This is a genomic window from Bacillus sp. S14(2024), from assembly GCF_050473785.1.
GTDB lineage: Bacteria > Bacillota > Bacilli > Bacillales > Bacillaceae_G > Bacillus_A > Bacillus_A yunxiaonensis.
Genome location: NZ_JBFLUP010000006.1, coordinates 2,755,735 through 2,781,013, shown reverse-complemented (window position 1 = coordinate 2,781,013; position 25,279 = coordinate 2,755,735). Strand labels below are relative to the sequence as shown.

19 protein-coding genes are annotated in these 25,279 nt (G+C 32.7%); 16 read left to right on the top strand and 3 right to left on the bottom strand.

Features of this window, described 5'->3' with window-relative positions; translation table 11 throughout:
* Nucleotides 1–60: 60 nt before the first annotated feature.
* Nucleotides 61–1,032: an MBL fold metallo-hydrolase gene (locus AB1279_RS14330; protein WP_429759462.1), complete on the bottom strand. Its 972-nt coding sequence runs from the start codon at nt 1,030–1,032 to the stop codon at nt 61–63.
* A gap of 88 nt (nt 1,033–1,120) precedes the next feature.
* Nucleotides 1,121–1,330 (bottom strand): DUF3925 family protein, encoded by a 210-nt coding sequence (locus AB1279_RS14325; RefSeq protein ID WP_336480375.1) that lies wholly within the window; start codon nt 1,328–1,330, stop codon nt 1,121–1,123.
* Nucleotides 1,331–1,554: 224 nt separating this feature from the next.
* Between AB1279_RS14325 and AB1279_RS14320 the strand changes: the two genes are divergently transcribed.
* The 3 genes from AB1279_RS14320 to AB1279_RS14310 all read left to right on the top strand — a co-directional run bounded on the left by AB1279_RS14320 (nt 1,555) and on the right by AB1279_RS14310 (nt 4,941).
* A complete protein-coding gene (locus AB1279_RS14320) occupies nt 1,555–2,031 on the top strand; it encodes a glutathione peroxidase (RefSeq protein ID WP_429759460.1) in 477 nt (158 codons plus the stop codon).
* Nucleotides 2,032–2,154: 123 nt separating this feature from the next.
* A complete protein-coding gene (locus tag AB1279_RS14315) occupies nt 2,155–2,700 on the top strand; it encodes a hypothetical protein (protein WP_429759458.1) in 546 nt (181 codons plus the stop codon).
* Nucleotides 2,701–3,012: 312 nt separating this feature from the next.
* Nucleotides 3,013–4,941, top strand: a complete 1,929-nt coding sequence (locus AB1279_RS14310; RefSeq protein WP_429759456.1) for an LTA synthase family protein — start codon at nt 3,013–3,015, stop codon at nt 4,939–4,941.
* A gap of 507 nt (nt 4,942–5,448) precedes the next feature.
* On the opposite strand, the gene AB1279_RS14305 is transcribed toward AB1279_RS14310, so the two are convergent.
* Nucleotides 5,449–5,913: a hypothetical protein gene (locus tag AB1279_RS14305; protein ID WP_429759455.1), complete on the bottom strand. Its 465-nt coding sequence runs from the start codon at nt 5,911–5,913 to the stop codon at nt 5,449–5,451.
* A gap of 109 nt (nt 5,914–6,022) precedes the next feature.
* On the opposite strand from AB1279_RS14305, the gene AB1279_RS14300 reads away from it, so the two are divergent.
* The 13 genes from AB1279_RS14300 (at nt 6,023) to AB1279_RS14240 (ending at nt 25,273) form a co-directional block, all read left to right on the top strand.
* A complete protein-coding gene (locus AB1279_RS14300; RefSeq protein WP_429759453.1) occupies nt 6,023–6,670 on the top strand; it encodes an HD domain-containing protein in 648 nt (215 codons plus the stop codon).
* Complete coding sequence (locus tag AB1279_RS14295; RefSeq protein ID WP_429759451.1) at nt 6,667–8,559, top strand: ABC-F family ATP-binding cassette domain-containing protein; 1,893 nt, start codon at nt 6,667–6,669, stop codon at nt 8,557–8,559. The genes AB1279_RS14300 and AB1279_RS14295 overlap by 4 nt, the downstream gene beginning before the upstream one ends.
* Before the next feature lie 75 nt (nt 8,560–8,634).
* Entirely contained in the window at nt 8,635–9,366 is a 732-nt protein-coding gene (locus AB1279_RS14290; RefSeq protein ID WP_429750199.1) for a Bax inhibitor-1/YccA family protein, read from the top strand.
* A 466-nt stretch (nt 9,367–9,832) separates the two neighbouring features.
* Nucleotides 9,833–11,191, top strand: a complete 1,359-nt coding sequence (locus tag AB1279_RS14285) for a tyrosine-type recombinase/integrase (RefSeq protein ID WP_429759450.1) — start codon at nt 9,833–9,835, stop codon at nt 11,189–11,191.
* Nucleotides 11,184–13,586: a hypothetical protein gene (locus AB1279_RS14280; RefSeq protein ID WP_429759448.1), complete on the top strand. Its 2,403-nt coding sequence runs from the start codon at nt 11,184–11,186 to the stop codon at nt 13,584–13,586. The genes AB1279_RS14285 and AB1279_RS14280 overlap by 8 nt, the downstream gene beginning before the upstream one ends.
* Complete coding sequence (locus AB1279_RS14275; protein WP_429759446.1) at nt 13,583–15,475, top strand: tyrosine-type recombinase/integrase; 1,893 nt, start codon at nt 13,583–13,585, stop codon at nt 15,473–15,475. Before AB1279_RS14280 ends, AB1279_RS14275 begins: the two co-directional genes overlap by 4 nt.
* Nucleotides 15,442–15,999 carry a hypothetical protein gene (locus AB1279_RS14270; protein ID WP_429759445.1) on the top strand — a complete coding sequence of 186 codons (558 nt, stop codon included), beginning with the start codon at nt 15,442–15,444 and terminating at the stop codon, nt 15,997–15,999. The genes AB1279_RS14275 and AB1279_RS14270 overlap by 34 nt, the downstream gene beginning before the upstream one ends.
* A 316-nt stretch (nt 16,000–16,315) precedes the next feature.
* Nucleotides 16,316–18,082, top strand: a complete 1,767-nt coding sequence (locus AB1279_RS14265) for an ATP-dependent nuclease (RefSeq protein ID WP_429759443.1) — start codon at nt 16,316–16,318, stop codon at nt 18,080–18,082.
* Nucleotides 18,079–19,440, top strand: a complete 1,362-nt coding sequence (locus AB1279_RS14260) for a UvrD-helicase domain-containing protein (protein WP_429759441.1) — start codon at nt 18,079–18,081, stop codon at nt 19,438–19,440. Before AB1279_RS14265 ends, AB1279_RS14260 begins: the two co-directional genes overlap by 4 nt.
* Nucleotides 19,441–19,758: 318 nt before the next feature.
* A complete protein-coding gene (locus AB1279_RS14255; RefSeq protein ID WP_429759439.1) occupies nt 19,759–20,853 on the top strand; it encodes a YecA family protein in 1,095 nt (364 codons plus the stop codon).
* A 524-nt stretch (nt 20,854–21,377) separates the two neighbouring features.
* On the top strand, nt 21,378–22,478 hold the full coding sequence (locus tag AB1279_RS14250) for an HNH endonuclease (protein ID WP_429759438.1): 1,101 nt from the start codon (nt 21,378–21,380) through the stop codon (nt 22,476–22,478).
* A gap of 182 nt (nt 22,479–22,660) precedes the next feature.
* The gene (locus AB1279_RS14245; RefSeq protein ID WP_429759437.1) at nt 22,661–24,463 is read left to right on the top strand and encodes a tetratricopeptide repeat protein; all 1,803 of its coding nucleotides are present in this window, start codon (nt 22,661–22,663) and stop codon (nt 24,461–24,463) included.
* A gap of 459 nt (nt 24,464–24,922) precedes the next feature.
* Complete coding sequence (locus AB1279_RS14240; protein ID WP_429759436.1) at nt 24,923–25,273, top strand: hypothetical protein; 351 nt, start codon at nt 24,923–24,925, stop codon at nt 25,271–25,273.
* The last annotated feature ends 6 nt before the right edge of the window (nt 25,274–25,279 follow it).

The following is a 25,279-nucleotide window of genomic DNA, read 5'->3' as shown; positions in this document are numbered from 1 at the left end:
AGAATCAAACCGGTTGTAACGATTAGGTCAGTGGGAGATGAAAAAACGTTGGTGGAAGTTTCATTTTATAGTCATCTTTGTTTGTTCAAGCTTTGTAAAATAATCAATAATTCCCAACGCACTAATTTCCATATCAAGTTTCAACAAATCATAAATAGAATGTGTTGTTGGAACACCTTTTTTCGTAAGGTGCGATGACACTTTTTCTAACAGTAGAGTAGACAGTTGATAGCTTGCTTTTTCAAAGTTTTGTTCTTTTTTAAATACTTGCCTGCCGGTTTCAACAAATATATGGAGCCAATGTTCTAGCTCTGTGCAGACGTCAGAGACATGAGAAGAAGCACCATAATGACCGAAATAAATGTAATCGACATTCATATTTTGGATGAGGTCTTTTGAAGCTAACATAGCTTCAGGTTGAAACTGCGTAGGGGATGTTGTTGGTAAATAAAGTTCAACACCTAGCTCAGCTAATTGACGGTAGTAAATACCAATCGTATCGCCTGTAAATATACCATTTGTTAAGGAATCGTGAATACTAATATGATGTTTCGCATGGCCAGGTGTATCATAGAAGGTAAGTGTTCGATTTTCTGCGATTTGCAGTGTTTCACCATCTTGTACGATATGAACGCGTTCTTCTGGGATAGGCAAAATCGGATGAAAGAGTTTTTCAAATGAATCTCTGTACACAGCTTTTGCGCCTTGAATGAGTTTTGTCGGATTAACCATGTGACGAGCGCCTCGAGAGTGAACGAATAGCGTTGCATTAGGACATTTTTCTATCATAATGCCAGCAGCACCAGCATGGTCAAGATGAACGTGCGTGACAATAATATTTTTAACATCGACAAGCTGTATATTTAATTGTTGTAATCCATCTAATAGATAAGGAAGAGAAGGTGCAGCGCACGTTTCAATTACAGTGATTTCATCACCGAGTAAGACGTATGTACCTGTACGTTGTTCATGTTGTAAGTCGTGATCGTCGATGATATATAACTGTGAAGATATTTTCTCTACTTTGTTCAAACTTATCACTCCTTGTAATTTACTATTCTTTTATTATAAAAGAATAGGCAGAAAACGAAACATCGTTTTCTGCCTTTATGTAATGCGTTTAGTTATTTTGTTGTTTGCTAAGAGACATAATAAAGTAGCCAACAAGACCACCAATTGCTGGAACAGTGATCATTCCCGCTAGTCTAAAGTATTTGCTTAAGAAAATACCATTAACATCCATAAACCATCCTACGACAAGTAACATCATCATGTATAGTACGAAATAAAATTCGCGATTAGAAAGTTTTTCACGTTGTGCAGTTTTCATTGTCAACACCATCCCTATTTTTAATAATAGAATTGAAAATATCACAATTTAGAAGATAAACCGTCACATTTTGTTCACATTTTTATTGTAAAACTTTCCAAGTAAAATGTCTAGTGAATTGTGACGACTTTTTGAACGAAAGTAAAGCGTTCTCATTAGACAATATGTATATTGCATTTTATGATAGACATAAGCGGTTGTATGAGATTAAGGAGGTAATACATATGACAATTTATGACTTTTCTACTAAAACAATAACAGGAGAAGAGAAATCGTTACGTGAGTATGAAGGAAAAGTAGTATTAATTGTGAATGTTGCCAGCAAATGCGGTTTTACACCGCAATATAAAGGATTGCAAGCTTTATATGAAAAATATAAAGAACAAGGTTTTGAAATACTGGGATTCCCATGTAATCAATTTGGAGGCCAAGAGCCAGGAACAGCAGAAGAAATTACGAGTTTTTGTGAACTAAATTATGGTGTGACGTTCCCGATGTTTGCAAAGATAGATGTAAAAGGGGATAACATGCACCCGTTATTTCACTATTTAACGGAGCAGGCGCCAGGACTATTAGGAATGAAAGCGGTAAAGTGGAATTTCACAAAATTTTTAGTGGGACGTGATGGCAAGGTAAGGAAGCGTTTTGCACCGAAGACGAAACCAGAACAGCTAGAAAAGGAGATCGAAAAGGAAGTATAGAGAAAAGAGGCCGATATTGAAGGGCCTCTTTTTTGTTAGCTACCTACCTCCTTATTAAAATATAGATAACAGAAGAGAGTTTTTATTGATAGGTGCATTCAAAAATAATATAGTAGTATAAGGATGCGGGAGGAGAATAGCTTGAGAAAATTTATTTTTACTATAGGATGTTTATTTATTATGTTAGCAGGTTGCAGCACCAGTAATTATGATGCACATGTTGATGCGGGCATGAAAGCATTAAAAGATGAGAAGTATAGTGATGCAATTATGTGGTTTGAAAAAGCGAATCAAGAAAAGTCTACGGATGAAACGAAAAATTATATGAAGGTTGCAAAATGGATGGAATCCGGAGCTTCTGCATTAAAAGATGGCGATTATAAACAAACAATTGAAAAGGTAAATCAGGTAATAGATATGAAAAAAGATGCGTCACTTGAAAAAGCTGTAGAGTCAAATGCTGAAGAAATGTTGCAGAAGGCGAAAGAAATAGAGAAAAAAGAAGAAGTAAGAGATGAAAAGAGAAAGAAAATAGAGGAGGATGGTATTGATAAAGCAATTAAAGTGGTAGATAGTGTTGACAAAGTAAGAGAAAAACAGAAGGAGATTGGAGAATCTTTAGATAAAGCTGAAAAAGCAAAGGAAAAAATAGAAGAAAAGAAAAACTGATATGTAGAAACATTGAAGACGCAAGAAACAAAGAATAAACCAAATGATTAATCATTCGTTTTATATGTTCATTGCGATTTTCCATAAGGACGCTAACAGTTAGAAAGAAAAATTGAAGGAATTGTAGTGAAATAAAGGCTCAAATAGAAGAACTCCTATTATGCATATTAATTTTATAAAAAAAAAGAAAAAGTTCACACGAAATACAAAAGTATTCGATACAATGACTCGGTGAGAAAGAAGCCATAAATACATGAAAAAATATTCTATGTGTTCATTCAACAAATGTTCTAGTCAGAAAGGGAGAGAGAGATGAAGGAAGCGTTAAAAAATCAGTTTCAAAATATGCGTTTTATTTTGTTAACCGCTATTTTGATATGGTTGAAAACATATATTGTTACGCGATTTAGTTTTGATTTGAAATTGGAATCTACGACGCAGGAATGGATTCTTTTTATTAGTCCGTTAGCATCTTCTTTAGTGTTAATTGGGCTTGCATTATTTGCGAAGGGACCAAAAAGAAATTATATAGCTATCATTATTAACCTTATTATGACCATTATCCTCATTGGTAATGTAATGTTTTATGGTTTTTATAATGATTTTGTTACCCTTCCAGTGTTAACGCAAACGTCGAATATGGACGGATTAGGAACTAGTGTAAAAGCTTTGTTCAGCATTAAGTTTTTATTAATGTTTGCGGATATTATCATTTTATTTTACCTTGCTAAAAAGAAGCCTAATTTTGCAAAAACAGAGCGTATTTCTGGCTCTATGAAGGCACTATACTTTTTAATCAGTATAGCTATTTTCATGGTAAACCTTGGTTTTGCAGAAAAGGAACGTCCTGAATTATTAACTCGTTCATTTGACCGCGTTATGCTTGTGAAAAATCTTGGATTATATGTTCATCAGTTTTACGATTTGGGATTGCAAGCAAAGTCAAGCTCACAAAAAGTATTTGCTGATGGAAGTAAAATTCAAGAAGCAGAGAATTATATGAAAACAGTGGAGACAAAACCTGATCCAAATATGTTTGGTATGGCAAAAGGAAAGAACGTTATTGTTGTTTCTTTAGAATCAACGCAGTCCTTTTTAATTGATTCGAAAGTAAATGGACAAGAAGTTACACCTTTCTTAAACCAATTTAAAAAAGAAAGTTATTATTTCGAAAACTTTTATCATCAGACAGGACAAGGGAAAACATCGGATGCAGAGTTTATGATTGATAACTCATTATATCCGTTAGATCGCGGTTCTGTATTCTTTACGAATGCTGGAAATGAGTATATGGCAACTCCGGAAATTTTACATGAACAAGGCTACTATACATCTGTATTCCATGCGAATAATGCTACGTTCTGGAATCGTAATATGATGTATCCGTCCTTAGGATATGATCGTTTCTATAATGAATTGGATTATAAAATTACACCAGAGAATAAAATAGGATGGGGATTGAAAGATAAAGACTTCTTTGATCAATCTGTGGATAAGTTACAACAAATTAAACAGCCGTTCTATAGTCGTTTTATCACGTTAACGAACCATTTTCCATTTACGTATGATAACAGTATAAAAATGATTGAACCATTTAATTCAGGTGACGAAACATTAGATAATTATTTTGTCACAGCGCGCTATGAAGATGAAGCTTTAAAAGAATTTATTCAACGTTTAAAAGACACTGGCTTATATGATAACTCAGTTATCGTCTTTTACGGTGACCATTATGGTATTTCAGACGCCCATAATCGTGCGATGGCACAATACCTAGGGAAAAATGAAATTACTTCATATGATCACATGCAGTTACAACGTACACCATTATTTATTCATGTTCCAGGTCAAACAGAAGGAAAAACAATGACTGCTCCTGCTGGTGAAGTAGACGTGAAACCAACGATTCTTCACTTATTAGGAGTTGATACTTCTAATGATATTGAGTTTGGTCATGATTTATTTTCACCAGATCGAAAACCGTTCGTTGTAGAACGTGATGGAAGCTTTATTACAGACAAATATATTTATTACAATAACACATTCTACGATCGTCTAAATGGTCAAGTCGTTCAAGTGCCACAACAAGAGGCGAAATCACTTATTGATCGAGCACAGTCAGAATTGAAAATGTCCGATAATATTATTCAAGGTGACTTGTTACGTTTCTCAGATGCGGCGACTAAAGTGAAATCAGGAACAATCAAAACAGCGATTAAAGATGATCAGAATAAAAAATAATGAAAAACCCGATGTCTGAAAGAGACATCGGGTTTTTTCTATATCTGATACGAAATGAACAAGCTTAAAATAGTGCATTCTTTTCCCGTGAGTGAATGAGATGTTTTTAATGGTTCAATAATAAAGGTTGAAATACTGATGCTTCGATGGATGATTTAGTCTTCAGAGAATTTACTGCCAATCGTTGCTCGTTTTAGCTTATGCCTTTGTAATACATACACATTTGATTGTAAACTTAAGATTGTTGTTTCTTGTAATCAAAATAAGACATTCGATTAAATCGAGGTCTTAGATAGTTATGGACGCTTTTTCGTATGGTGATATAATCTTCGTCTCAATTTCTAAGCTCAAACAATAACCAAAATAAACGTACAAATAATTGTTACTTGTGAGTGAAAAAATAATATTTTAATAAAATAAAACCAAAAACTATAAAAACGCCAAATCCCTTTATTTATCAAGGTTTTTGGCGTTTTATAGTTTTTAGGACTTACAAAATGAATTATTTTAAAACTGCTCATTCTTTTCCCAAGATTCTACAATATGATGAGCAACTGTCGGGTTCATACCGCGACCGATTAAGTATGTGATGGCAGCCACTTCAGTCATCGCATGTGGTACGGAAGTATATTTTGCTTCCTTTACACCGTAGTCTACCCAAGGTTTTACGAGGTTTAATACAGGTTGTTTTAAGTGGTGATATTGTAAAGCATATTGTTGGATTTGTTGTTGTGTTGGTTCTGTTGGCATTGTAGGATCGGATTGAGGGACACGTGGATCATAGTAATACGGTTGATATGGTTGTTGCTCATAGTTTGATGGATAGTATGGTTGTTGTGTTGGTTCTGTTGGCATTGTAGGGGCGGATTGAGGGGTACGTGGATCGTAGTAATACGGTTGATATGGCTGTTGTTCATAGTTTGGTTGATAGGATGGTTGCTGTGGATAGGGCTGTTGCGAGTTATAAAACATTTTTTTTCCTCCTTCATGATACTAAGTACAACATATACTATGGGCGGACAAGAAAATATGTGATGAAAAAATGAGGGCGTGTTACAATAATGAATTGGGTGAAGATATTATGAAAAAACAAGAACAAATTGAAAAAACGATTACATTTGTAAAAGGCATATTAGAAAAAGATGCAAGCGGACACGACTGGTATCATATTGAACGTGTACATAAATTAGCGATTGCATTGTTTGAAAAGGAAGGCGGAAATCGCTTTGTTATTGAAATGGCAGCTTTGCTTCATGACGTCGCAGACGAGAAGCTAAATGAAAGCGAAGAAGCTGGTATGAAAAAAGTAACAGATTGGCTTGAACAATTAGAGATTCTACAAGAGGATGTAGATCATATTGTTCATATTATCACCAACATGTCTTATAAAGGTGGACATGGTGGAACGGTAGCGACGTTAGAAGGGAAGATTGTTCAAGATGCAGACCGTCTTGATGCACTTGGAGCAATTGGGATTGCCCGGACATTTGCTTATGGAGGGGCAAAGGGGCGTTTAATGTATGATCCAAAAGTTCCGCCGCGTGAAGCGATGACGAAGGAAGAATATCGAAAAAGTGATGAACCATCGTTAAATCATTTTTATGAAAAACTACTAAAGTTAAAAGATTTAATGAATACAGCTGCAGCGAAAGAAGAAGCAGAAGAGCGTCATCGCTATATGGAGCAATTTATTAATCAATTTATGAAAGAGTGGAATACGCAAATATGAGAATGTTAACAGTCGAAAATGTATCGAAATCATATGGAGATAAACCATTATTTAATGGTCTATCTTTTAGTATTGCAGAGGGGCAGCGCGCTGGTATTATCGGTGTAAATGGAACTGGTAAATCAACGTTATTAAAGATTATTGCAGGTGTAGAAATTCCAGATACAGGAGAAATGACACATACGCGTGGTTATACGATTAGCTATTTATCACAGCAACCAGATTTTAAAGAAAATTTAACTGTACTTGAGCAAGTGTTCCATGGCGATACACCGTTAATTCGTCTCCTTCGTGAGTATGAACAGACATTATTGAATTTAGAAAAAAATCCAACAAACGAAAAAGCGCAAGAAGCATTATTTGCAGTGCAGCAGCGTATGGATGCAATGAATGCTTGGGAAGCAAATGCAAATGCAAAATCGTTGTTAACGAAGCTTGGTATTACTGATTTTTCTGCGGCAGTAGGAAATTTATCAGGCGGACAGAAAAAACGTGTTGCGATGGCGCAATGTTTTATTCAAACACCAGATTTATTAATTTTAGATGAGCCGACGAATCATCTCGATCATGAAACAGTAGAATGGCTAGAAGAATATTTATCACGATATACAGGTTCTGTTTTACTTGTTACACACGATCGTTATTTCTTAGATCGTGTAACGAACCGTATTTTTGAATTAGATAATGGTAAGTTGTATAGCTATGAAGGAAATTACGGTGCCTTTTTAGAAGCGAAAGCACTTCGAGAAGAACAAGAAATGGCACAGGAAGCAAAGCGTCAAAACTTATATCGTCGTGAACTTGCATGGATTCGCCGCGGTGCGAAGGCGCGATCTACGAAGCAAAAGGCACGTATTCAGCGCTTTGATGAATTGCAAAAGCAAGAAGGGCCAACAGCAAAACAAAACGTTGATATTGCGCTTGGAGGCAGCCGATTAGGAAAGAAAGTACTTGAATTAAAAGATGTGACAAAAACATTTGGAGATAAAACGGTCCTTCATAATTTCCAATATATTGTGAAACCAGGGGATCGTATCGGTATTATTGGTGCAAATGGCAGCGGTAAATCTTCTCTATTAAACATGCTAGCTGGTAAAATCACACCAGACAGCGGTGAGATTGAAGTTGGACAAACGGTAAAAATTGCATATTATACGCAAGGAAATGAAGATATGAACTTAAACCAGCGTATGATAGAGTATATTAAGGAAGCAGCTGAAGTCGTTCATACGACTGATGGAAAAACAATTAGTGCTTCGCAAATGCTAGAACGTTTCTTATTTGAGCCGCATACACATGGTACACCGCTTAATAAATTATCAGGCGGTGAAAGAAGAAGGTTGTATTTATTACGCATTTTAATGGGAGAACCAAACGTTTTACTTCTAGATGAGCCGACAAACGATTTAGATACGCAAACGTTAACAGTGCTTGAAGATTATTTAGAAGAGTTTCCTGGCGTTGTGATTACTGTATCGCATGATCGATACTTCCTTGATAAAATCGCAGAAGAACTGTTTGTTTTTGAAGGTAACGGTCATGTTCGCGTCTTCTTTGGTAGTTATAGCGATTATTTAGATGAGAAAAAAGAACAAGAAGCACTGTTAAAAGCAGAAGTACAGAAAGAGAAGAAGGTAGAAGAGGCTCCAAAACAGCAAAGAAAACGTAAACTTTCCTATAATGAACAGCGCGAATGGGAAACGATTGAAGATAAGATTGCAGAACTAGAAGCGAAAATTGAAAGTATTGCAGAAGAATTAGAGAAAGTTGGTGCTGATTATACGAAAGCACAGCAGCTTTCTGAAGAGCAGCAACAAACAGAAGAAGAATTAGAACAAACAATGGAGCGTTGGAGTGAACTATCGGACATTGTAGAAGGTTTAAAATAAGAACAAGCTGCATATCTTGAAATATAAAGGGAAAATATTTACACTATTGGTAGAACCTATTTTAGGAGGGAAATCATGCGAACATCCAATCCAATGTTAAAGAAAGAGGCGTTTCGAAAAGAGGGTGTAAGTACTTCAGCGATGACCATCGGTGGCACAATTGGTAAAACGTTTATTATGCTCATATTATTATTAGGAACGTCCGTGTACGCATATATGCAGATGATAGAAAATAAGATGCAATTACCAGTATTAATTGGTGCTTTAATTATAGCGGCAATTGTAGCGTTTGCTTCGGCATTTGTACCGCGTATTTCACCAATTACAGCACCGATTTATGCAGCGGTGGAAGGAATTGTATTAGGAAGTATTTCTGCTGTATATACAATGCGCTTTGGTGATTATATTATTTTACACGCTGTGTTATTAACTATTTCTATTTTACTAGCAATGTTAGTGTTATATGCAACACGTGTTGTGAAAGTGACAGATAAGTTCCGTACAGGTGTTATGGCAGCAACGTTTGGGATTGCGATTATGTATTTAATTGTTTTAGTGCTACAACTATTTGGTGTGCCAGTGCCATTCTTACATCAAGGTGGAACAATTGGCATAATTGTTAGTGCAGTTGTAATCGTCGTTGCTGCATTAAACTTAATGTTAGACTTTGATTTCATTGAAGGTGGTGCGCGCGGCGGTGCCCCGAAGTATATGGAGTGGTACGGCGCATTAGGATTAATGATGACATTAGTTTGGTTATACCTAGAAATTTTACGCTTCGTTTCTTACTTTGTAAAAAATGATTAAAATGTGAAATCCTGCATGTTTGTATCATGCAGGATTTCTTTTTGTTTTTTTATAGAGACAAAAATGAGTTTTTTATAAAAAAAAATATCTTTTTACGTTTTTTACGGTACTCTTCTTTTTTTCTACAATAAAGAAAAAAAGAAGAGGTGAAATGAATCGTATGATGAATCGAGTTGTATTAATCGGTTATGAGAAGCTAATAACTTGTACATAGATACAGGAAAGTATTGTTAATTTTTTTCTATAATATATACTTATGATAAGTCGAAGAACTGGCTAACATTCTAAAGCTACATAATGATAATAGTAGGGTTTTAAACAAAATATTGGTTAGAGATAAAAACTGGATATTCAAGAAATATAAGGTTAATAGTATTAATGCTTTTAGAGGGGGATGTAGTCCCGTAGCGGGTAGCGGTATCCGCAGAACAATAGTTCGAGGACCTTTAACTTAGGAGGGATCTATATGGGTGTTATTAGGGAAAAACAAACATCATTAGGAACTGTGTATGAACGTTATGATAGCAATAATGAACTGATTCAGAGGTTTGGAGCAATTGGTTTTATAAAGGAATCCACAGAAAGAAAAATGACATATTTTATTGTTACTGACATTAATGGGAACTTAATAGTGGATGCAAATAAATATTTAAACAAAGAGATTGGTGATGCAAAGTATAAAAAAAGAGAAAGAGCTTTCTCTGCTTTAAAGGTTTTTTTCTCCTTTCTGGAACTGGTACATATTAATAATCCTACAGATTTAACAAACGATGATATCAAAGACCTTCGATTGTTTTTGGAAGGGGGAAAAAAAGAAGGTCAAACATGGGGTATGGACTTTCAAGTTAGACGAGATAATCAAACATTTAACCACTATTTAAATGTGTACAGGGATTTTTTATCTAAAATGTATGGTTTCTCAAACACAACGCTATTTGACACTATAAAAACAGGAGTATCAATTGGTAAAGGTTTTTTTGCACACGCAAAGAAAGAGACAAGCGAACGGTACACGGCAAATAAAAATATAGGTGACCCAGCAAAATCTGTCCCTAGATATATAAAACCTAACGAGTACAAAAAAATTATGGAAATCGTTGAGGAAAATTACGGTTTGCGTGAAAAGGTTATTATCAACTTGATGTATGATTATGGACTGCGTTTAGGAGAGGTTTTAGGGGCTACTTTTGAAGATATTGAGCCAACCAATAGTGGAAGTCATTATAGGCTTATCATTCGAAATAGAGTCTCTGACGAGCCTACAAAGAGGGCTAAGGGAGTAATGGTTCCTAAAACCGTAGATGATTATAAAAGTCGCAGCTATAATACCGAAGGTAATGGTCTTGGATACCAAGTAGTTTTTATTTATGAAGATATGGCGGAACTTATCCAAGAATATATTGATGAATCGAGAGATGACATCGTATTAAGCCGAAGTTCTAAAAAAAGGGAAAACTTAAATAGGAAGGCAATTGCGGATAGGGTTGGCACCACCCCCCTTTTGAATGAGGAGAATCAATATATTTTTTTAAACTATCAACACTATACCCCATTATCTCAGGCAGGATGGAATTATATTCTTCGGAAAATTTTCGATGAAGCTGGGATTTCAATGGATAAAAACAAAAAAGAAACTAATTTAAGCCATAGATTCCGCCACGCTTTTGCCATGAAACTTGCAAAACAGGGTGCACATGAATACGAACTTCAAAAAGCACTTCGTCATAAAAGTCCAGAAAGCTGTAAAGCATATTATAATCCAGATGACGATGATAAGGTGGAACTATTAATGAAAAACAAAGAAAGGTCTTATTATAATGATTAGTACAAACAACTTTTATGATGAAAAAGAAATTAAGATTATTACAGGGTATATAGAGAAATATCAATTTGAAAATATACTAAAAATTCTTTTGTGGGAATGGCTACAAACAAGTGGAATGCAGAACATCCTGCTAGAAAGACCTTCTATAATGCATCCATCAAACAAAAAGGAAAATATAAAAGTTGCGATTATAAAGCGTTTTATAGAAATTTTGGGGAAGTTCATCCTTAAACAAGAGGACTTTACTTGGGGAAATTACTGTAGGATTATGCATGAAATACCACTTGGGAAAAGAAAAGGATTTCATTCACCTTCTAGGCAAATGACATGTAGTTTTTATCTACATGCACTTGCTTCTGATACAATCACAAATCCACAAGTTAAATCTTTTATTTCAAGGAATAGTAACCTTCTTTTAACTGAAGAATTTAAAAGAGTTAAGGGCAAACAAAATTACACTCCTTATATAAACAATTGTATTCGTACTAATTTTCCAATTGATTCTACTGCAGAACAAATTATTCAAGTGGAATATGTTCATAATGATGGTAGTGTACACCTTGCAAATTTTTATTTACCAACCCGTAGTCAATTCTTACTAAATACCATAAAAACCTTCCTGGATCTTTTATCAAAAAGGAAACTAAATAAAGTCGATAATAGAATGATGGTTACTTTGTTTGAGAAAAGTTTAGGTGGTCAAAAAGTTAATAGATTCGAAGACTTTAATGAACAAACGTTTAAGCAACAATTACTTTATTTTAATTCGTTCGTGGAATCCAATCATGTTCCTGTGCATGTATATTCCCATCAATTTTTGGTCAAATTTTACAGATATATTGACGACATTTATTTAGAAGAAAATGGAGTAAAGTTATTCAATTCATTCTCATTCAATAGAGACCTTATTATTCATAAGCATTACTTAACCAGTATAGAGCAGGATTATAAAATTGTTAATCTTAATTCACTGGGGACCTATCCAAAATCGGATAAATGGTTTGTTGTTGCAGATGCGAATAAGCATGGTACTCATGTTGCAAACTCAAAAAATTCTCTAATGAATTTTGAATTAGTTCATAATATTGAGTTTAGAAATGTTTTAAAAGATTATATTTGGAAATCGGATTTGTCTTATATTAATACGTCTAGTCATTTTGGTATAATGGTAGATTTTCTGAACGAAGCTGACACTTACTATCAACAGGAGCTACAAGTTCTACAATTAAATAATGCATTATCAACTGATTTGAAGCCATTTTCAAGTAGATTTTTAATTTTCTACCATGCAAGTCTCGTGTCGAATAAGGAATATACAGGCTTTACCATTAATCATAATATCAAGGCTATTAGAAGCTTTATGAGGCATATTCAACAGCGATATAGTATTCCTAATATTACTATAAATCAATTTTCTACAATTGATGTGGATGATAAAGGTGGAACTCCAATTCCTCTTGAAGATTTCAAAGAAATAAAAAAGGAATTTGAGAGGAAATTTAATAATGAAAATGAAATAATGTTAATTATTTTACAGTTGGCTATAGAAACAAAACTTCGTCCTGGTGAAATTTTCGCACTAGAAAGAGATTGTATTCTTTCGGTTGATAATGGTAGGAAATTTGGAACTATTGAATACTACGCAAAGACATCAGGCAGAAAAAAGACAAGAGAAGTTCTTATGATGGAACATATTAGATTATTACAAAAAGCTATAAAAATAACTCAACCATTAAATGAAAGGGCAGAAAACTCTTTAAAGAGATATATTTTTCTTTGTAAACACTATCGCTATAAAAAACAAATAATAGCAGCAATACACTCATTTAATAAAGCATTCACAACAATATCCAAGAACCTTTTTGACCAAGGAAAAATTAAATTGAAATATACACCTTATAATTTGAGACACACTTATATTGAAAAGGCTTGGCAAATGGTAGAGGATGGTCTTGTATCAACGTTAGAGGTTGGAGTTATTACAGGAAACTCAGCAGCTGTTGCTGCAAAGCATTATCGAAATAGGGAAAACACTAAACGATATGTAGAAGCACTTTATGGGATTTCTATTTTGGATGATGAATTACCAGGATCTATCGTTGATAGCGAAACTGTTGAAAACCTCTCTCCTGTTCAAAGTGGTGCTGGTAACTGTGCAAGTGAATCATGTGTAAAGATTGATACAGACGAGGACAGCTTTTATAAATGCTTGACCTGTAAAAAGTTCGTAACAACAGTAGAACGAAATTCTATTTTTGAGCAACGAATGAAGATATACACGAACAAGAAAGAGAATTCTTCATCTGCTGCTGAAAGAAATTTTTATACTGGATTAATTGAGCTATATGGTAGCTACCTTGCTGAAATGTATGCCATTATGGAGGAAAAAGTATGACTATAACCACACCTACTGTAAAAAAAGAGATTGATTGGAACATCAATAATGCGAGTTTGTTAGTAGGAGAAGAATACTATCTAAAAGGTGATTATATTGATGAGTCTCCTCTCTTTATTACAACAAGTATAAGATTCTCTGATAACAAATGGGATTTTTCCGATGAGGAACATAGAAATGTGGTAATAAATTTCTCATCTATTAAGTCAAAAATTTTCCGAGTGTTATCAAAAAAAGTCGCCCTTAGACAAATGTTCTTTGTAGGTAATAGGAGCATTACAGTCAGTCGAAAATGCTTACAAATAAATAGCTTTATTCGGTTTCTAGAGGAAGAAAAATATATATATGATTTAAGATATTTAACACCTGAAATTATTAAGGAGTATATTGAAGGTTTTGAGAAAAAAGGTAGAACGAAGTTCACTTTGTTAAATAAACTGTCTCCAATAGGAGAGTTTCTTAAAGAGGTCGAAATAGCAGGGTATGGTATAGAATTATCGCAATATCAAAATATTATTCGTAGCATTCCCTGGGAAGAAATAAAGGCTGAAATAGTTGCAAATAAAACACCAAACATTCCTATGAGAATTTTTAAGAAAGTTGTGCAGACTGCCCTAAAGGATATGGATGATGATAGCCTTACAATTGAAGACAGAATGATGGCTTGCTTGATTGTGATTTTATCCCATACAGGAATGAGAAAAGGAGAACTTCAGTTATTAGAAGTAAACAAATTACAAGATATTAGAGTATTGAATAAAAAGGAAAAAGCCTATATTCTTGAATTTTTCACTTACAAAACAACTGGTAAGAAAAAAGGTCGTTGGACTAAAACGATTGCTTTTCCTAATACAATAAAAGCTTATCAAACTCTTGAAGAATTATCGGAAGAAAGAAGAATAAAAGGAAAAAACAATTACTTATTTCTTACTAAGAAGGGGAAAAAGTATAGTGATGTAACCTTTGAATATATGTTTGATTTCTTTTTTTATAGACATCAAGAATTATTCAATGGTTTAACGGATTTTGAACGAACCCAAGTTCATTGTCAGAAAGTAAGCTTATACTTAATGGGCTACATAGAAAGAAGAAGACTTCCAAACAGCATAGGTGAAAATTTTTTCACTTTGAATTCTCATCAATTTCGGGTCGCGATTGCAAATATTTTAAAGGACAAAGTGAGTTTACAATGGATACGGGAACACATGAATCACCTTGATGAAGAAATGACTAAACACTATTTTCGAGATGATGAAATTGTAAAAGAAACATTATATAAGCGGGCATCATCTGATGGAAACTCGTTAGAGTTGGATTCTGATAGTCAAAATAATTTTATAAAAAATGAACTATCGGAACCAGAATTAATAAAAGCATATGAGGAAATAAATAAATTTCTTAAAAAGAAAAAATTCAACATTTTTAAGGATATTGATCAAATTATAAACACCTTAAAATATAATCCATTGCGAGAAAATATTGTTGGTGTTTGCACAAAACATTTGGGGATATTATGTGAGCGTCAATACCGTCTTGCGATCTTTGAAAAATGGTATTACCTTAGCCCGACTATTCCTAATATTGAATCCTTTGATTTTACCTATAAACGGTTTTTAGACAAAGCTAAAATAGTTCAACATAATAAACAGTTAGTTCAACAAGATTCAAAATATCAAAGAGATTATGAAAATGAATATATTGCTTTAAATAAATTTTATCAGAACCGTCTTTTACCTGAATATGAGTTAGTCCTTTTTAAGTTGAAAGATGAAGGGAAAGAATCCCTCCTATCTGCTTTTCCACAATTAGAAGGCATTATTTCCAATATAGATGAAATTGGTAAGGAGATTTCAAAATGGACATTGGCATTAACATTAAAGAATGTGTAAACGAAAACACTATTAAATTTGGGATTGGTAAATTAGAGGGAATTGGAAGTTTAATAATTCAAAGACAGTTAGTTCAGATAGAAGAATTTCTACAAGACTTCTGTATGAATCAAAAGCGGTTGAACGAACAGATAAAACAATTCAGCAAACTCTCTATACTATCAGTTTCAGCAGGAGCAAAGGTTCCGAGAAGCCAGATAAATTTAAATACCAATACTTTAAAGTTATACATAGAGAACCGGATTATGGAAATTGAAAAGGAAGATATCTTCAACATAAAAAAACATGCAAGGCTTAAAAATGAAAAGCGTGAAATTGGAATACATTTAGATGGTTTACAACAACAAATAGTGGATTCTTTTGAATTGAAGTTACGCATTGAAATGTTAGAGGCTGTAAATAAACGACTTATTCTTCAAGTGGAATCAAGGCAACAGGATGTTCAGAAACTTGAAGAAGAAAACTGCAAGCTACGCAAGGCTTTAAACGAACAGAACCAGAAAAAAATTGTGCCATTTAATTAAATAAATTAAAAAAGATTTGGAGTGTGATTTTAGATTACTAGTAGGTCGTCGATTCCCTTTATTTAAGAATCTGATTATTTCTATAGTCACTGAGGTAGATATGAATGAAAAGTTTAATATGAATCAGTGTAAGAATAGGTTTTCCCAGAACGGTATGATTTTTTACAATTAATACAGATCAAAAAGGTGAAAATCATATACGTATCCGTATCATAGAAATATAATAGGAGAACGATTAGAAATAGAGCAGTGAATTGAATGAGTTATTTTATTGGCAACATTGTATTTGTAATTATAATGAAATGGGGTAATTTAATTGATAATATCAAGAGCACGAGTTTATGGTTATCGAAATTTAAAAGATATAGAAATTGAGTTAAATAGACTAGTTATTTTTATCGGTGAAAATAATAGTGGTAAAAGTAATTTATTAAGAGCAATTACATTACCCTTCCTAAATGATGAAATGGGTAGTGTGAGTAAAATTTTAGGATGGCATGATATAAATAATGATTTGAAGAAAGAATACTTTGAATTTATAATAGAGAACTTTGAAAGGATAAAGGAATCAGGAGTAGAAGTTGAAGAATTTAAAAATTTTATACCATTCGTAACGGTAAATGTTACATTTAAACCAAATGGAGCCGATGAATACTATGTTCGTAAGTGGAATAATTCTATTGATGAGGAAGAGCCTCAATATCAAATTGAATACAGATATTATGTAGAAAATCCTAATCAATTATTAGAGCATGTGATGAAGATTCTATCGGATAAAAGTAAAGATGCTATAGAAAATATTAAAATGAATTTATTACCCATAGAAATGTACAAATACTCAGTTGTTATTCCATCAACAAATGAACAAGTAACATTTAATGATTTAATAAGTTTTAAATATAATTCTTTGGCTGCTGAAAGGGATGATTTTTCAAACAAAAATACACAATTAGGTTCTAAAGCATTAGTTAACTTACTTCATAATAAATTAGATGATGAACAAAAAGTTAGAGTTGAAGAATCCTATGGAACATTTTTTAAGGATTTAAAAGAAATTAGTAATGTAGAAGGTGTATTCAATTGGCAAGAGACATCGTATCTGGAAAATGCTAAAGATTTTTTTAATAAAATAACATTATTACCTAATATGCCTAGTATTAGTTCTTTGTTAAATAATGTTCGTTTAGGTATAGGAGAAGAGTATCTTCATAGCCAAGGATTAGGATATAGGAATCTAGTATACCTACTTGTTATGATGAATTCAATAGAAATTAATCAAGACATAGCATTGAATATCTTGACGATTGAAGAACCAGAAGCACATCTTTGTGTAAGCAATGAAATACTACTTGCGAGCTTTATTAATGCAAGTATAAGCTCGAGCAAAAAAACGCAACTATTTATTTCGACACATAGTTCGGAATTTCTAAATAAGCTGGAATTGAAGAATGTCACAGTTGTGACAGAAGGAAAAGCTTTTGCATTAAAATCTGTTACAGAATCTAAGGATTTAGATTATTTGGCTAAAAAACCAAACCTAGACTTCTTAAAATTTTTATTCTCTAGAAGATGTATTTTGGTTGAAGGTCCTAGTGAAGAGATGCTTATCAAGTCTTATTTAAGCATACAGAAGAATACACTAAATGACATTGAGGTTATTTCATTACATAAAGGATTTGCGACTATGTTAGATATTTGGTTAAAAGTAAATGATGGAACATCACATAGAATAGGTATTATAAGGGACTTTGATAATCAGCCCAATGCCCAGCGAAACCATGAAACATATAATCTATATGATAATATTCTTGTTACAACTACCTCAGAATATACTTTGGAACCGGAGTTTGTTAAAACAGATCAAAATTACGAGAAGTTAAAAAATTATTTTAAAGAAGAACATGGATGGGACGATGAGGATATAAATACATCAGAGGCTCTAGCTGATAAATGGAGAAATGCTAAAGCTGATACGATGCTGAAGTTTTGCCAAGACTTCGGTTCGGACTATCTTGAAGATGTAGCTTTGCCAAAACATATTGAAAAAGTATTGAAATTTTTACAGAGCGGTGTCAAGGAATGAAGATAATTGTGGCTGGTGCTGGAGCAGGAAAGACTACTTCAATGGCAGAAGAAGTTCTTGCAAGATATAGAGAAATAGAAGGTAGAAAAATAATATATGTCATAACCTATACTAATGCTGCTAGAGATCACATAAGAAATAAAATTCTTGAGATACAAGGGAATATTCCAAAACAAATCAAAGTAGAAACATCACATGTATTTTTATTGCAGGAAACTATCCTACCATTTTATCATTTACTTTATGAACAACAATATACTTCGGTTTCAGCAATAACTTTACCAGATAATTATGGTTTTAGAGCAAAAAAACTAAAAGAATTAAAAATGGAAAATATGGTACATATTCAAGAAGTAACGAATATTGCAAAACATGTGATATATGGTAAAAGTAATGATAAAAAGTTAGTGAAAGAAAAAAGAAAGAAGATAATAGCTATTATTAAGAAGTACTTAGATTCTATTTTTATTGATGAAGCTCAAGATATAGATGAACATTTATCGAAAATTATTGAAGTATTTCATAGTAATGAATTTAATTTACATCTAGTTGGAGATCCTAAGCAAGATTTAAGAGGCAGAAATGAATTAAGAAAATTAATTGAGAAGTACCCTCAGAATATACATTATAAAAGGGAAAACTACAGATGCCCTATTTCACATGTGAATTTTTCTAATCTTTATGTCCTAGAAGAGGAAAAACAAGAATATCAAACAAAAGAGGTTGGCGGTTTAAGTTATATTTATGAAAAGGACATTAATATTATAGATTATTTAAATGGAACATCTTGGAGTTATATCTATATCTATCAGAAGAATGAGAGATTTATTACTAATCCTAAGGATTTAAATTCTCCAAAAGATACGTTAAGTTATGAATTAAAAGTTCTAGTAAAAAAAGCAAAGGTTGAAGAAAATAAAATTGATCAAGTAGTTTTTGTTTTACATAAATTGGTAATTAGTAGTATAGAAACTAAAAATAATTGGGGAATTGTAAATAAGGTTGGCGAATTATTGGCTGTAGAATTAACAAAACAAGATAAGGCGAGATTGTATGAAGCATTGGATTTAAATAGAAATAATAACCAAACTGAAGGTATATTGGTTAACTCGATTGATAAAGTAAAGGGACTAGAAGGGGATAATTGCTTGTTTATTTTAACAACTGAGTTGTCTGACTATCTTTTTTTAAATAAAAATGAACAAAACAAAATGCTTAATTATTTGTATGTTGCTTTAACTAGAGCAAAACAAGAATTAGTGATTTTAGTAACTAAGGAAGTAGAAGACAAGTATAGCCGTGAATGGATTAATGATAGGTTTAAGCAGCTATTGAAAACAGACTTAGTTTTAAAATAAAGAATGATTATATAAAAAGTGATACTTAGAGATGTAGTATTTGAATAAAAAGGATATTTATAGAAAATCATACTACTCAAGAAATATATCGAGCGTTCCCCATATTTAATTTCGATGAAGAATATGTTGGAAATTATAATCACTTTATTCATTTAAATCAATATTTCCTGGAAGAGGCGGGAGCTAGATTTATTATTAGTTGATCTAGCCGCTGAAAGCGGAGGACTTTCCTAAAGTCAGATGTAGATGCTAGAATTTTGTTATAGTGTCTAAAAAGCTAAAAGCATTAGAAATTTATACAGAGAGGATTTAATAGAGATGACGGAATTAAAAATCGGAAGAAATGATCCTTGTCCCTGCAAATCGGGTAAAAAGTACAAGAAGTGTCACGGATCCATGGAAGAAAAAATCGATAATACAGATCCAAATATACCCGTACAGTCAATAATTGAGCGTAGAGTAAATGCAGGTCATATAAAACAGTGCATACATCCTGATCAATCTACATGTTCTGGAAATATTATTAAAGCACATTCCATTCAAAATAATAGAATCTTAAATAAAATAGGGCGCAATGGCGAAGTTTACATGGTTAAATCTGCTATGACCAGGCATTCCTTTCGAATGAGATTTAAGCTTATCGGGCGAAAAGTCGCGACTACTTTTACTGGATTTTGTGGATTTCACGATAAGATGTTGTTTCAGCCGGTCGAAGATACAGACTATGTAGGTAGTGAACAACAAAACTTCTTATTTGCATATCGTGTTTTTTCTTTTGAATATCACAAAAAGATGGAAGCTCAGAATATCTCTAAAAAGAGGCTGGATGATAAACCGAGCTTGGTAAAAAATGAACGGTACATGGCTCATTTAGAGGGCTATGACCTTGCCATGAGGGATAACATTCGCCATAAAAAAATATTTGATCAAGCTCTTCTTAATCAAGATTACAGCATAGTTGAAACCGTTTCGTTTAATCTCGAGGGTGCTGCTAGATTTGCTGTTTGCTCAGGTTTCTTTCTAGAATACAATCTTAAAGGGAAAAGAGTAAACCAGTTAGCTGACCCAGAAAATGGAATGAAGCTTTTGATGGTTAATGTTTTTCCCCAGAACGATCGAACAATCGTATTATTTAGCTGGTTGAAAGAGGATTCAGATACTTATAGCGAATTCCGAGAACAGTTGTTAAGCTTAAATTCTGAAGAGAAAATCCAGTTATTGAACAACCTTATTCCTGCGTATTGCGAGAATGTAGCTTATAACCCAGACTATATTGATAGCTGGAATGAACATGAAAAGAAAAGCTATCTCCAAGTATTCCAACAATCCACCCACAACCCTGTAGAAAAGAGTAAGAGAAACCTTTTAGGGCCAACACCCTATAATTTATTCCGACCTATTACCAATGACTAAAATAAGCTCTGCTAGTAGTTGTTCCGGATTTTCATGCTGTTATGTGGGTGAACATAATTGAATATTATTTGGTGAGAACATATTTTAATAATAAATAAAGTGTCGTGAATATCACGCGCTTTTTTATTATTAGCAAAATATAATTTCACATACCTTAATAATAGAGATAAATAACATTTTTATTAATTATTGACACTCTATTCCTAAGAATGCTAACATTTTTAATAGTGAAAGAAATAAGAGATTTATTGTTTTGGTGCGATGTCTTTAATGGTAAAAGGTATTTGAGTACGCTTAAAGGAAGAGAATCCCTTTTCTTCTGTAGGTGATATAATTTAAAATGTGAATAATCAGATGTTGAGAAAGATATATTTAGGGAGGAAAAACGGTGAAGAAAAAAATTTACGCCCGTTGTTGCTTCTGTTTTAAGGGTAGTTCTGTTAGGTTGATGGGTATGTGACGGTAACTCTATAAGGATATGTCCCAAAATAGACTTTTACTAGATTAGTGGGGAGAGCTTATTAATGAATTGCTATGTTTGTGACGTAGAACTTATAAATGAAAATGAAACAGAAGAACATATTATTTTAAATGCAATTGGTGGAAAGTTAAAATCAAAAAAATTAATATGTAAAGTCTGTAATTCGAACTTTGGTGGTAGAATTGATGATTCACTTGCTAAGCAATTAAACCTCATAGCAAATCTATTGAATATAAAAAGAGAAAGAGGAAAACCACAAAACGAAACAGTAAAATATGGCGAGAGAGAGATTTCGCTTATGCCAGGTGGAAAGTTAAAACTTTTAAAACCTGAGATTAGTGAAGGCGAGAGTTTTATCCATATTGAAGCTTCCTCTGAGAAACAACTAAGACAAGCACTTAAGGGACAAAAACGGAAGTACGCGAGTATTAATGTAGAGCGAGAAATTAATACAGCAAAAATGATTAAAAGTTATTTACCCTCAATGACAATTGAGATGAAATTTGGAGGAGAAGATACAAAACGAGCGTTGTGTAAAATGGCCATAAATTACTATGTATATAACGGGGGAATGACAGAGGATGTTAAGCATCTTCTTCCATATATACAAGGTGATGAAAAGGAAGCAGAATTCTATTTCATGTATCCTAAATCAGAGCTGTTTTATAAAGGTAAAGATGACGTGTTGCACACATTAATATTAATTGGGGATCCGAAAACAAAACAGCTTTATGTTTACATTGAACTTTTCAATGAGTTTAAAGCGGTAGTTTATATAAACAAGGAATATAATGGAGAGGAAATATATGAGAGTTATCATTACAATGTAGTTACTAATCAAGTAATTACTTATGAAGAGAAAGTAAAAATTCCACCTCAACAATTAAAACGTTATACATCCAAAAATATTGATTTAAAAAGGTTTCATGAAAGAATGAAATATCTTGTTCAGCGAATAGATAATATTGTAGTTGATAGACGAATAAGCGAAATTATTTCTGATGGAATTAAAGCGATGCAGGAAAAGTACCCTCAAGAAGAATATCCAATATTTACTGAAGAAATGATAAATTTCTTAGCAAATAAAATTGGTAAAGAGTTTGTATTAGCATTTCAAAATAGATGGTTAAAACAAGAAGTTTAATATATTTATACAAAAGGGCTTTATCAAAATATTGGTTGAGTCTTTTTGGTATGCGAATTTTATAACGAAAGAAAATTTAATAGAAATTAGAGCAATATTAAATATAGTATGAAGTTTTGGTTATACATAGTAAAGTATATTCTATAAATAAAAGGTTAAGGAAAAGGAAAGGGGGAGCTAATTTGTGTAATTGTTGCGTTTGTGAGGAAAAAAATAAAGAATTCCACTGTAATATAACAGGTGATGCTGTCTGTAAAACCTGTTGCAATAACTTTCAGTTAAAAAAACTTAGAGGTAACTGGAGCAACTTTGTGAATATAGGTAATGATGAGATGAAATTTTATTATATTAGTGAATCATGCCTAAAATGTGAGGGATTAATAAGAAATCAAAAGGTTGAATTAATTGGGCCTGGTGCAATAATGAATTATGGGTACAACGGTAAATATGTTTTTAATGGTTTTAGTGATTCCTATGCATTCAATTTTTTTCATAAGAAAAAAATCGTATTACTAGAGTCCATGAATTCACTGGATATTCAGAGAGTATATGATTTAGCGGAAGCATATTACATCTCAGGAGAATATGAAAAAGCGAGAAAATTGTTAGAAGCTTCGGAAGATAAGGATGCTTATAGTGAAGTGTTGTTACTTCTAGGGAAGATATATTTTCACACAGATAACTTAGAAGCTGCTAAGGAGTGTTTATTAAAGTCTTTAAAAATAAATGAGGATCATGCGGAAACTTATCGTATATTGGGAGAAGTACATCAAGCTGACAATAATCTTATAAATAGCGCATATTACTTTAATCAAGCCATTGAGCATTTTGGTATAGATGAATATGGTGAACCAAATGATAATTTTCTACAATATTCATATCTTGAATTAGCAATAGTATATTCTAAGTTAAATCAGCATGATGAAGTAATAAAATCAGCAGAAAAGTTTTTAGAATTTCAATATAGTTGGGATGATTTGGTAGAAATGGTCCGTGAGCAAAGAGCGGGTGAAAAAAACTATATAGGTTTTGATAGTTTTTTTGCATGCGCTACTATATATGAATTAATGGCATTAAGTTTCTTAGAAAAGGAAAATTTAATGTTAGCTGAATTATATATTGATAGGGCTCAAGAATTGGATCTTAAAAGTACAAGTATTGCAATGACTAAAGGGATAATTATTGGTAGAAAACAAAATGAGGGGAAAGTAAGTGAGTATAAGGAGAAAATTAGCTTATTAAAGCAGAGTGTAGAGCTGAGAGCTAGTAGTATTAACAAGCTTAAAACGCTAAGACCAGAAGAACAAGTCAAACTGTATACTGAAAATGAAGAAGAAAGTGTATGGGGTTTCCTGGTAGGAAAGATATTTGATATTTTGAAGATAATTGAGAATTTATCACCAATTGTTACGCCATCTGAGAATAAAGCTGCTGAAGAAGATAGATATACCGATTTATTTAAATCACATATGGATTCCAATCTAGTAGATACCTTTGGTTGGATTACTCATACTCAAAGCAGAGGAGGTTACACACGTGAAAAGATGGGAGATAGAGGAGGAATAGGAGAAAGGGATATAGTTATTCGCTCTCATCAAAATAAAGACTTATTAATGGGTGAAGCTCTAGTATTGAGAGGAAAAGATACTGCGAGCATAGAAACTCATACGCAGAAAATTTTTGGGTATGATACAGGAAATTGTAACTTCCACTTAATTATTAATTGGGGTTTTAGTGAAAAGCCTGATTCAGTATGGAATGAGTATAAAAAACTTGTAATTTCTCGGCAAGATGGTATTTATGCAGTAATTGAACATGGAGAAACAGAGAATTTATATCCAGGGATTAATAAACAAGGAATAAGAACATTTTACACTAAACATTCTACAGATGTTGAGCAAGAGGTGGCTACTGCGATTCATGTGTACGTTGATGTATTAAAACAAATGAAGCGAGAAGGTGCTGAATTAGCAAGAAATAATTAGAGCGATGTTTAATCTAATAAAAGCTAAATTTTGGTGTTACACATTCATTAATATCTGCTTTTTATGCCTATTTAAGTTTTCATATCAATTCGCCATAATTAATAAAGTTAATTATCATGGATTATGATATATATTTAATGCTGGATGAATCTTAGTAAATAAAAAAGAGTCTTATAAATGAACTGCGCCCCAATTGTTAGACACAGCCAACAATTGGAGGTGCATTTTTTTATGACGAAATACTCTTTAGAAGTAAGCGTCAAATATTCCCCCTTTTACCGAAAGTTTAAATGTCATAATTTCCTTTATGCAATAACAAAAGGACAAACCTTATATATCATATGGTCTCGTCTCACTTTTTATAAAAAATTACTCGGTATTAAGCTAGTAATGGTATAAAAAAGAAAGAAATTTGTGATAGCATGAAAATATAAAAATAATGAAAAAGGTGATATGGCTATGGATTATTTTGAAAAAAACGGAAAGAGAGTATACGTTACAAAAGAAAACAGACAAGCCATTCAAGATGAATTGAATAAATGTGTAGGAGGAATGTCCATCACACTAGAAGGGTGCAAGCCTCCTGAGGGAACATTCGGAAATCAGGAAGATCGACAAGAGACCAAAAAAGAAAAATCATATGTGTTTATCGGTGGTGAAAAAGTTTATTTTTCTGGCTCGGATAATAGGGATGAACAAGAAGAATATACATTTAATGGATATACGTATCCTAGTAAACAAGCACGAGATGATGCGGAAGAAGAATATTGGGAAGAAAAAAAGAAAAAAGACGAAGAATACTATGGATAAAAAAGA

Bases quoted from the DNA above. Each gene is read 5' to 3' on its own strand.
- AB1279_RS14325 (WP_336480375.1), bottom strand. From the start codon at position 1,330: ATGAAAACTGCACAACGTGAAAAACTTTCTAATCGCGAATTTTATTTC.
- AB1279_RS14320 (WP_429759460.1), top strand. From the start codon at position 1,555: ATGACAATTTATGACTTTTCTACTAAAACAATAACAGGAGAAGAGAAA.
- AB1279_RS14315 (WP_429759458.1), top strand. From the start codon at position 2,155: ATGCGGGAGGAGAATAGCTTGAGAAAATTTATTTTTACTATAGGATGT.
- AB1279_RS14310 (WP_429759456.1), top strand. From the start codon at position 3,013: ATGAAGGAAGCGTTAAAAAATCAGTTTCAAAATATGCGTTTTATTTTG.
- AB1279_RS14305 (WP_429759455.1), bottom strand. From the start codon at position 5,913: ATGTTTTATAACTCGCAACAGCCCTATCCACAGCAACCATCCTATCAA.
- AB1279_RS14300 (WP_429759453.1), top strand. From the start codon at position 6,023: ATGAAAAAACAAGAACAAATTGAAAAAACGATTACATTTGTAAAAGGC.
- AB1279_RS14295 (WP_429759451.1), top strand. From the start codon at position 6,667: ATGAGAATGTTAACAGTCGAAAATGTATCGAAATCATATGGAGATAAA.
- AB1279_RS14290 (WP_429750199.1), top strand. From the start codon at position 8,635: ATGCGAACATCCAATCCAATGTTAAAGAAAGAGGCGTTTCGAAAAGAG.
- AB1279_RS14285 (WP_429759450.1), top strand. From the start codon at position 9,833: ATGGGTGTTATTAGGGAAAAACAAACATCATTAGGAACTGTGTATGAA.
- AB1279_RS14280 (WP_429759448.1), top strand. From the start codon at position 11,184: ATGATTAGTACAAACAACTTTTATGATGAAAAAGAAATTAAGATTATT.
- AB1279_RS14275 (WP_429759446.1), top strand. From the start codon at position 13,583: ATGACTATAACCACACCTACTGTAAAAAAAGAGATTGATTGGAACATC.
- AB1279_RS14270 (WP_429759445.1), top strand. From the start codon at position 15,442: ATGGACATTGGCATTAACATTAAAGAATGTGTAAACGAAAACACTATT.
- AB1279_RS14260 (WP_429759441.1), top strand. From the start codon at position 18,079: ATGAAGATAATTGTGGCTGGTGCTGGAGCAGGAAAGACTACTTCAATG.
- AB1279_RS14255 (WP_429759439.1), top strand. From the start codon at position 19,759: ATGACGGAATTAAAAATCGGAAGAAATGATCCTTGTCCCTGCAAATCG.
- AB1279_RS14250 (WP_429759438.1), top strand. From the start codon at position 21,378: ATGAATTGCTATGTTTGTGACGTAGAACTTATAAATGAAAATGAAACA.
- AB1279_RS14240 (WP_429759436.1), top strand. From the start codon at position 24,923: ATGGATTATTTTGAAAAAAACGGAAAGAGAGTATACGTTACAAAAGAA.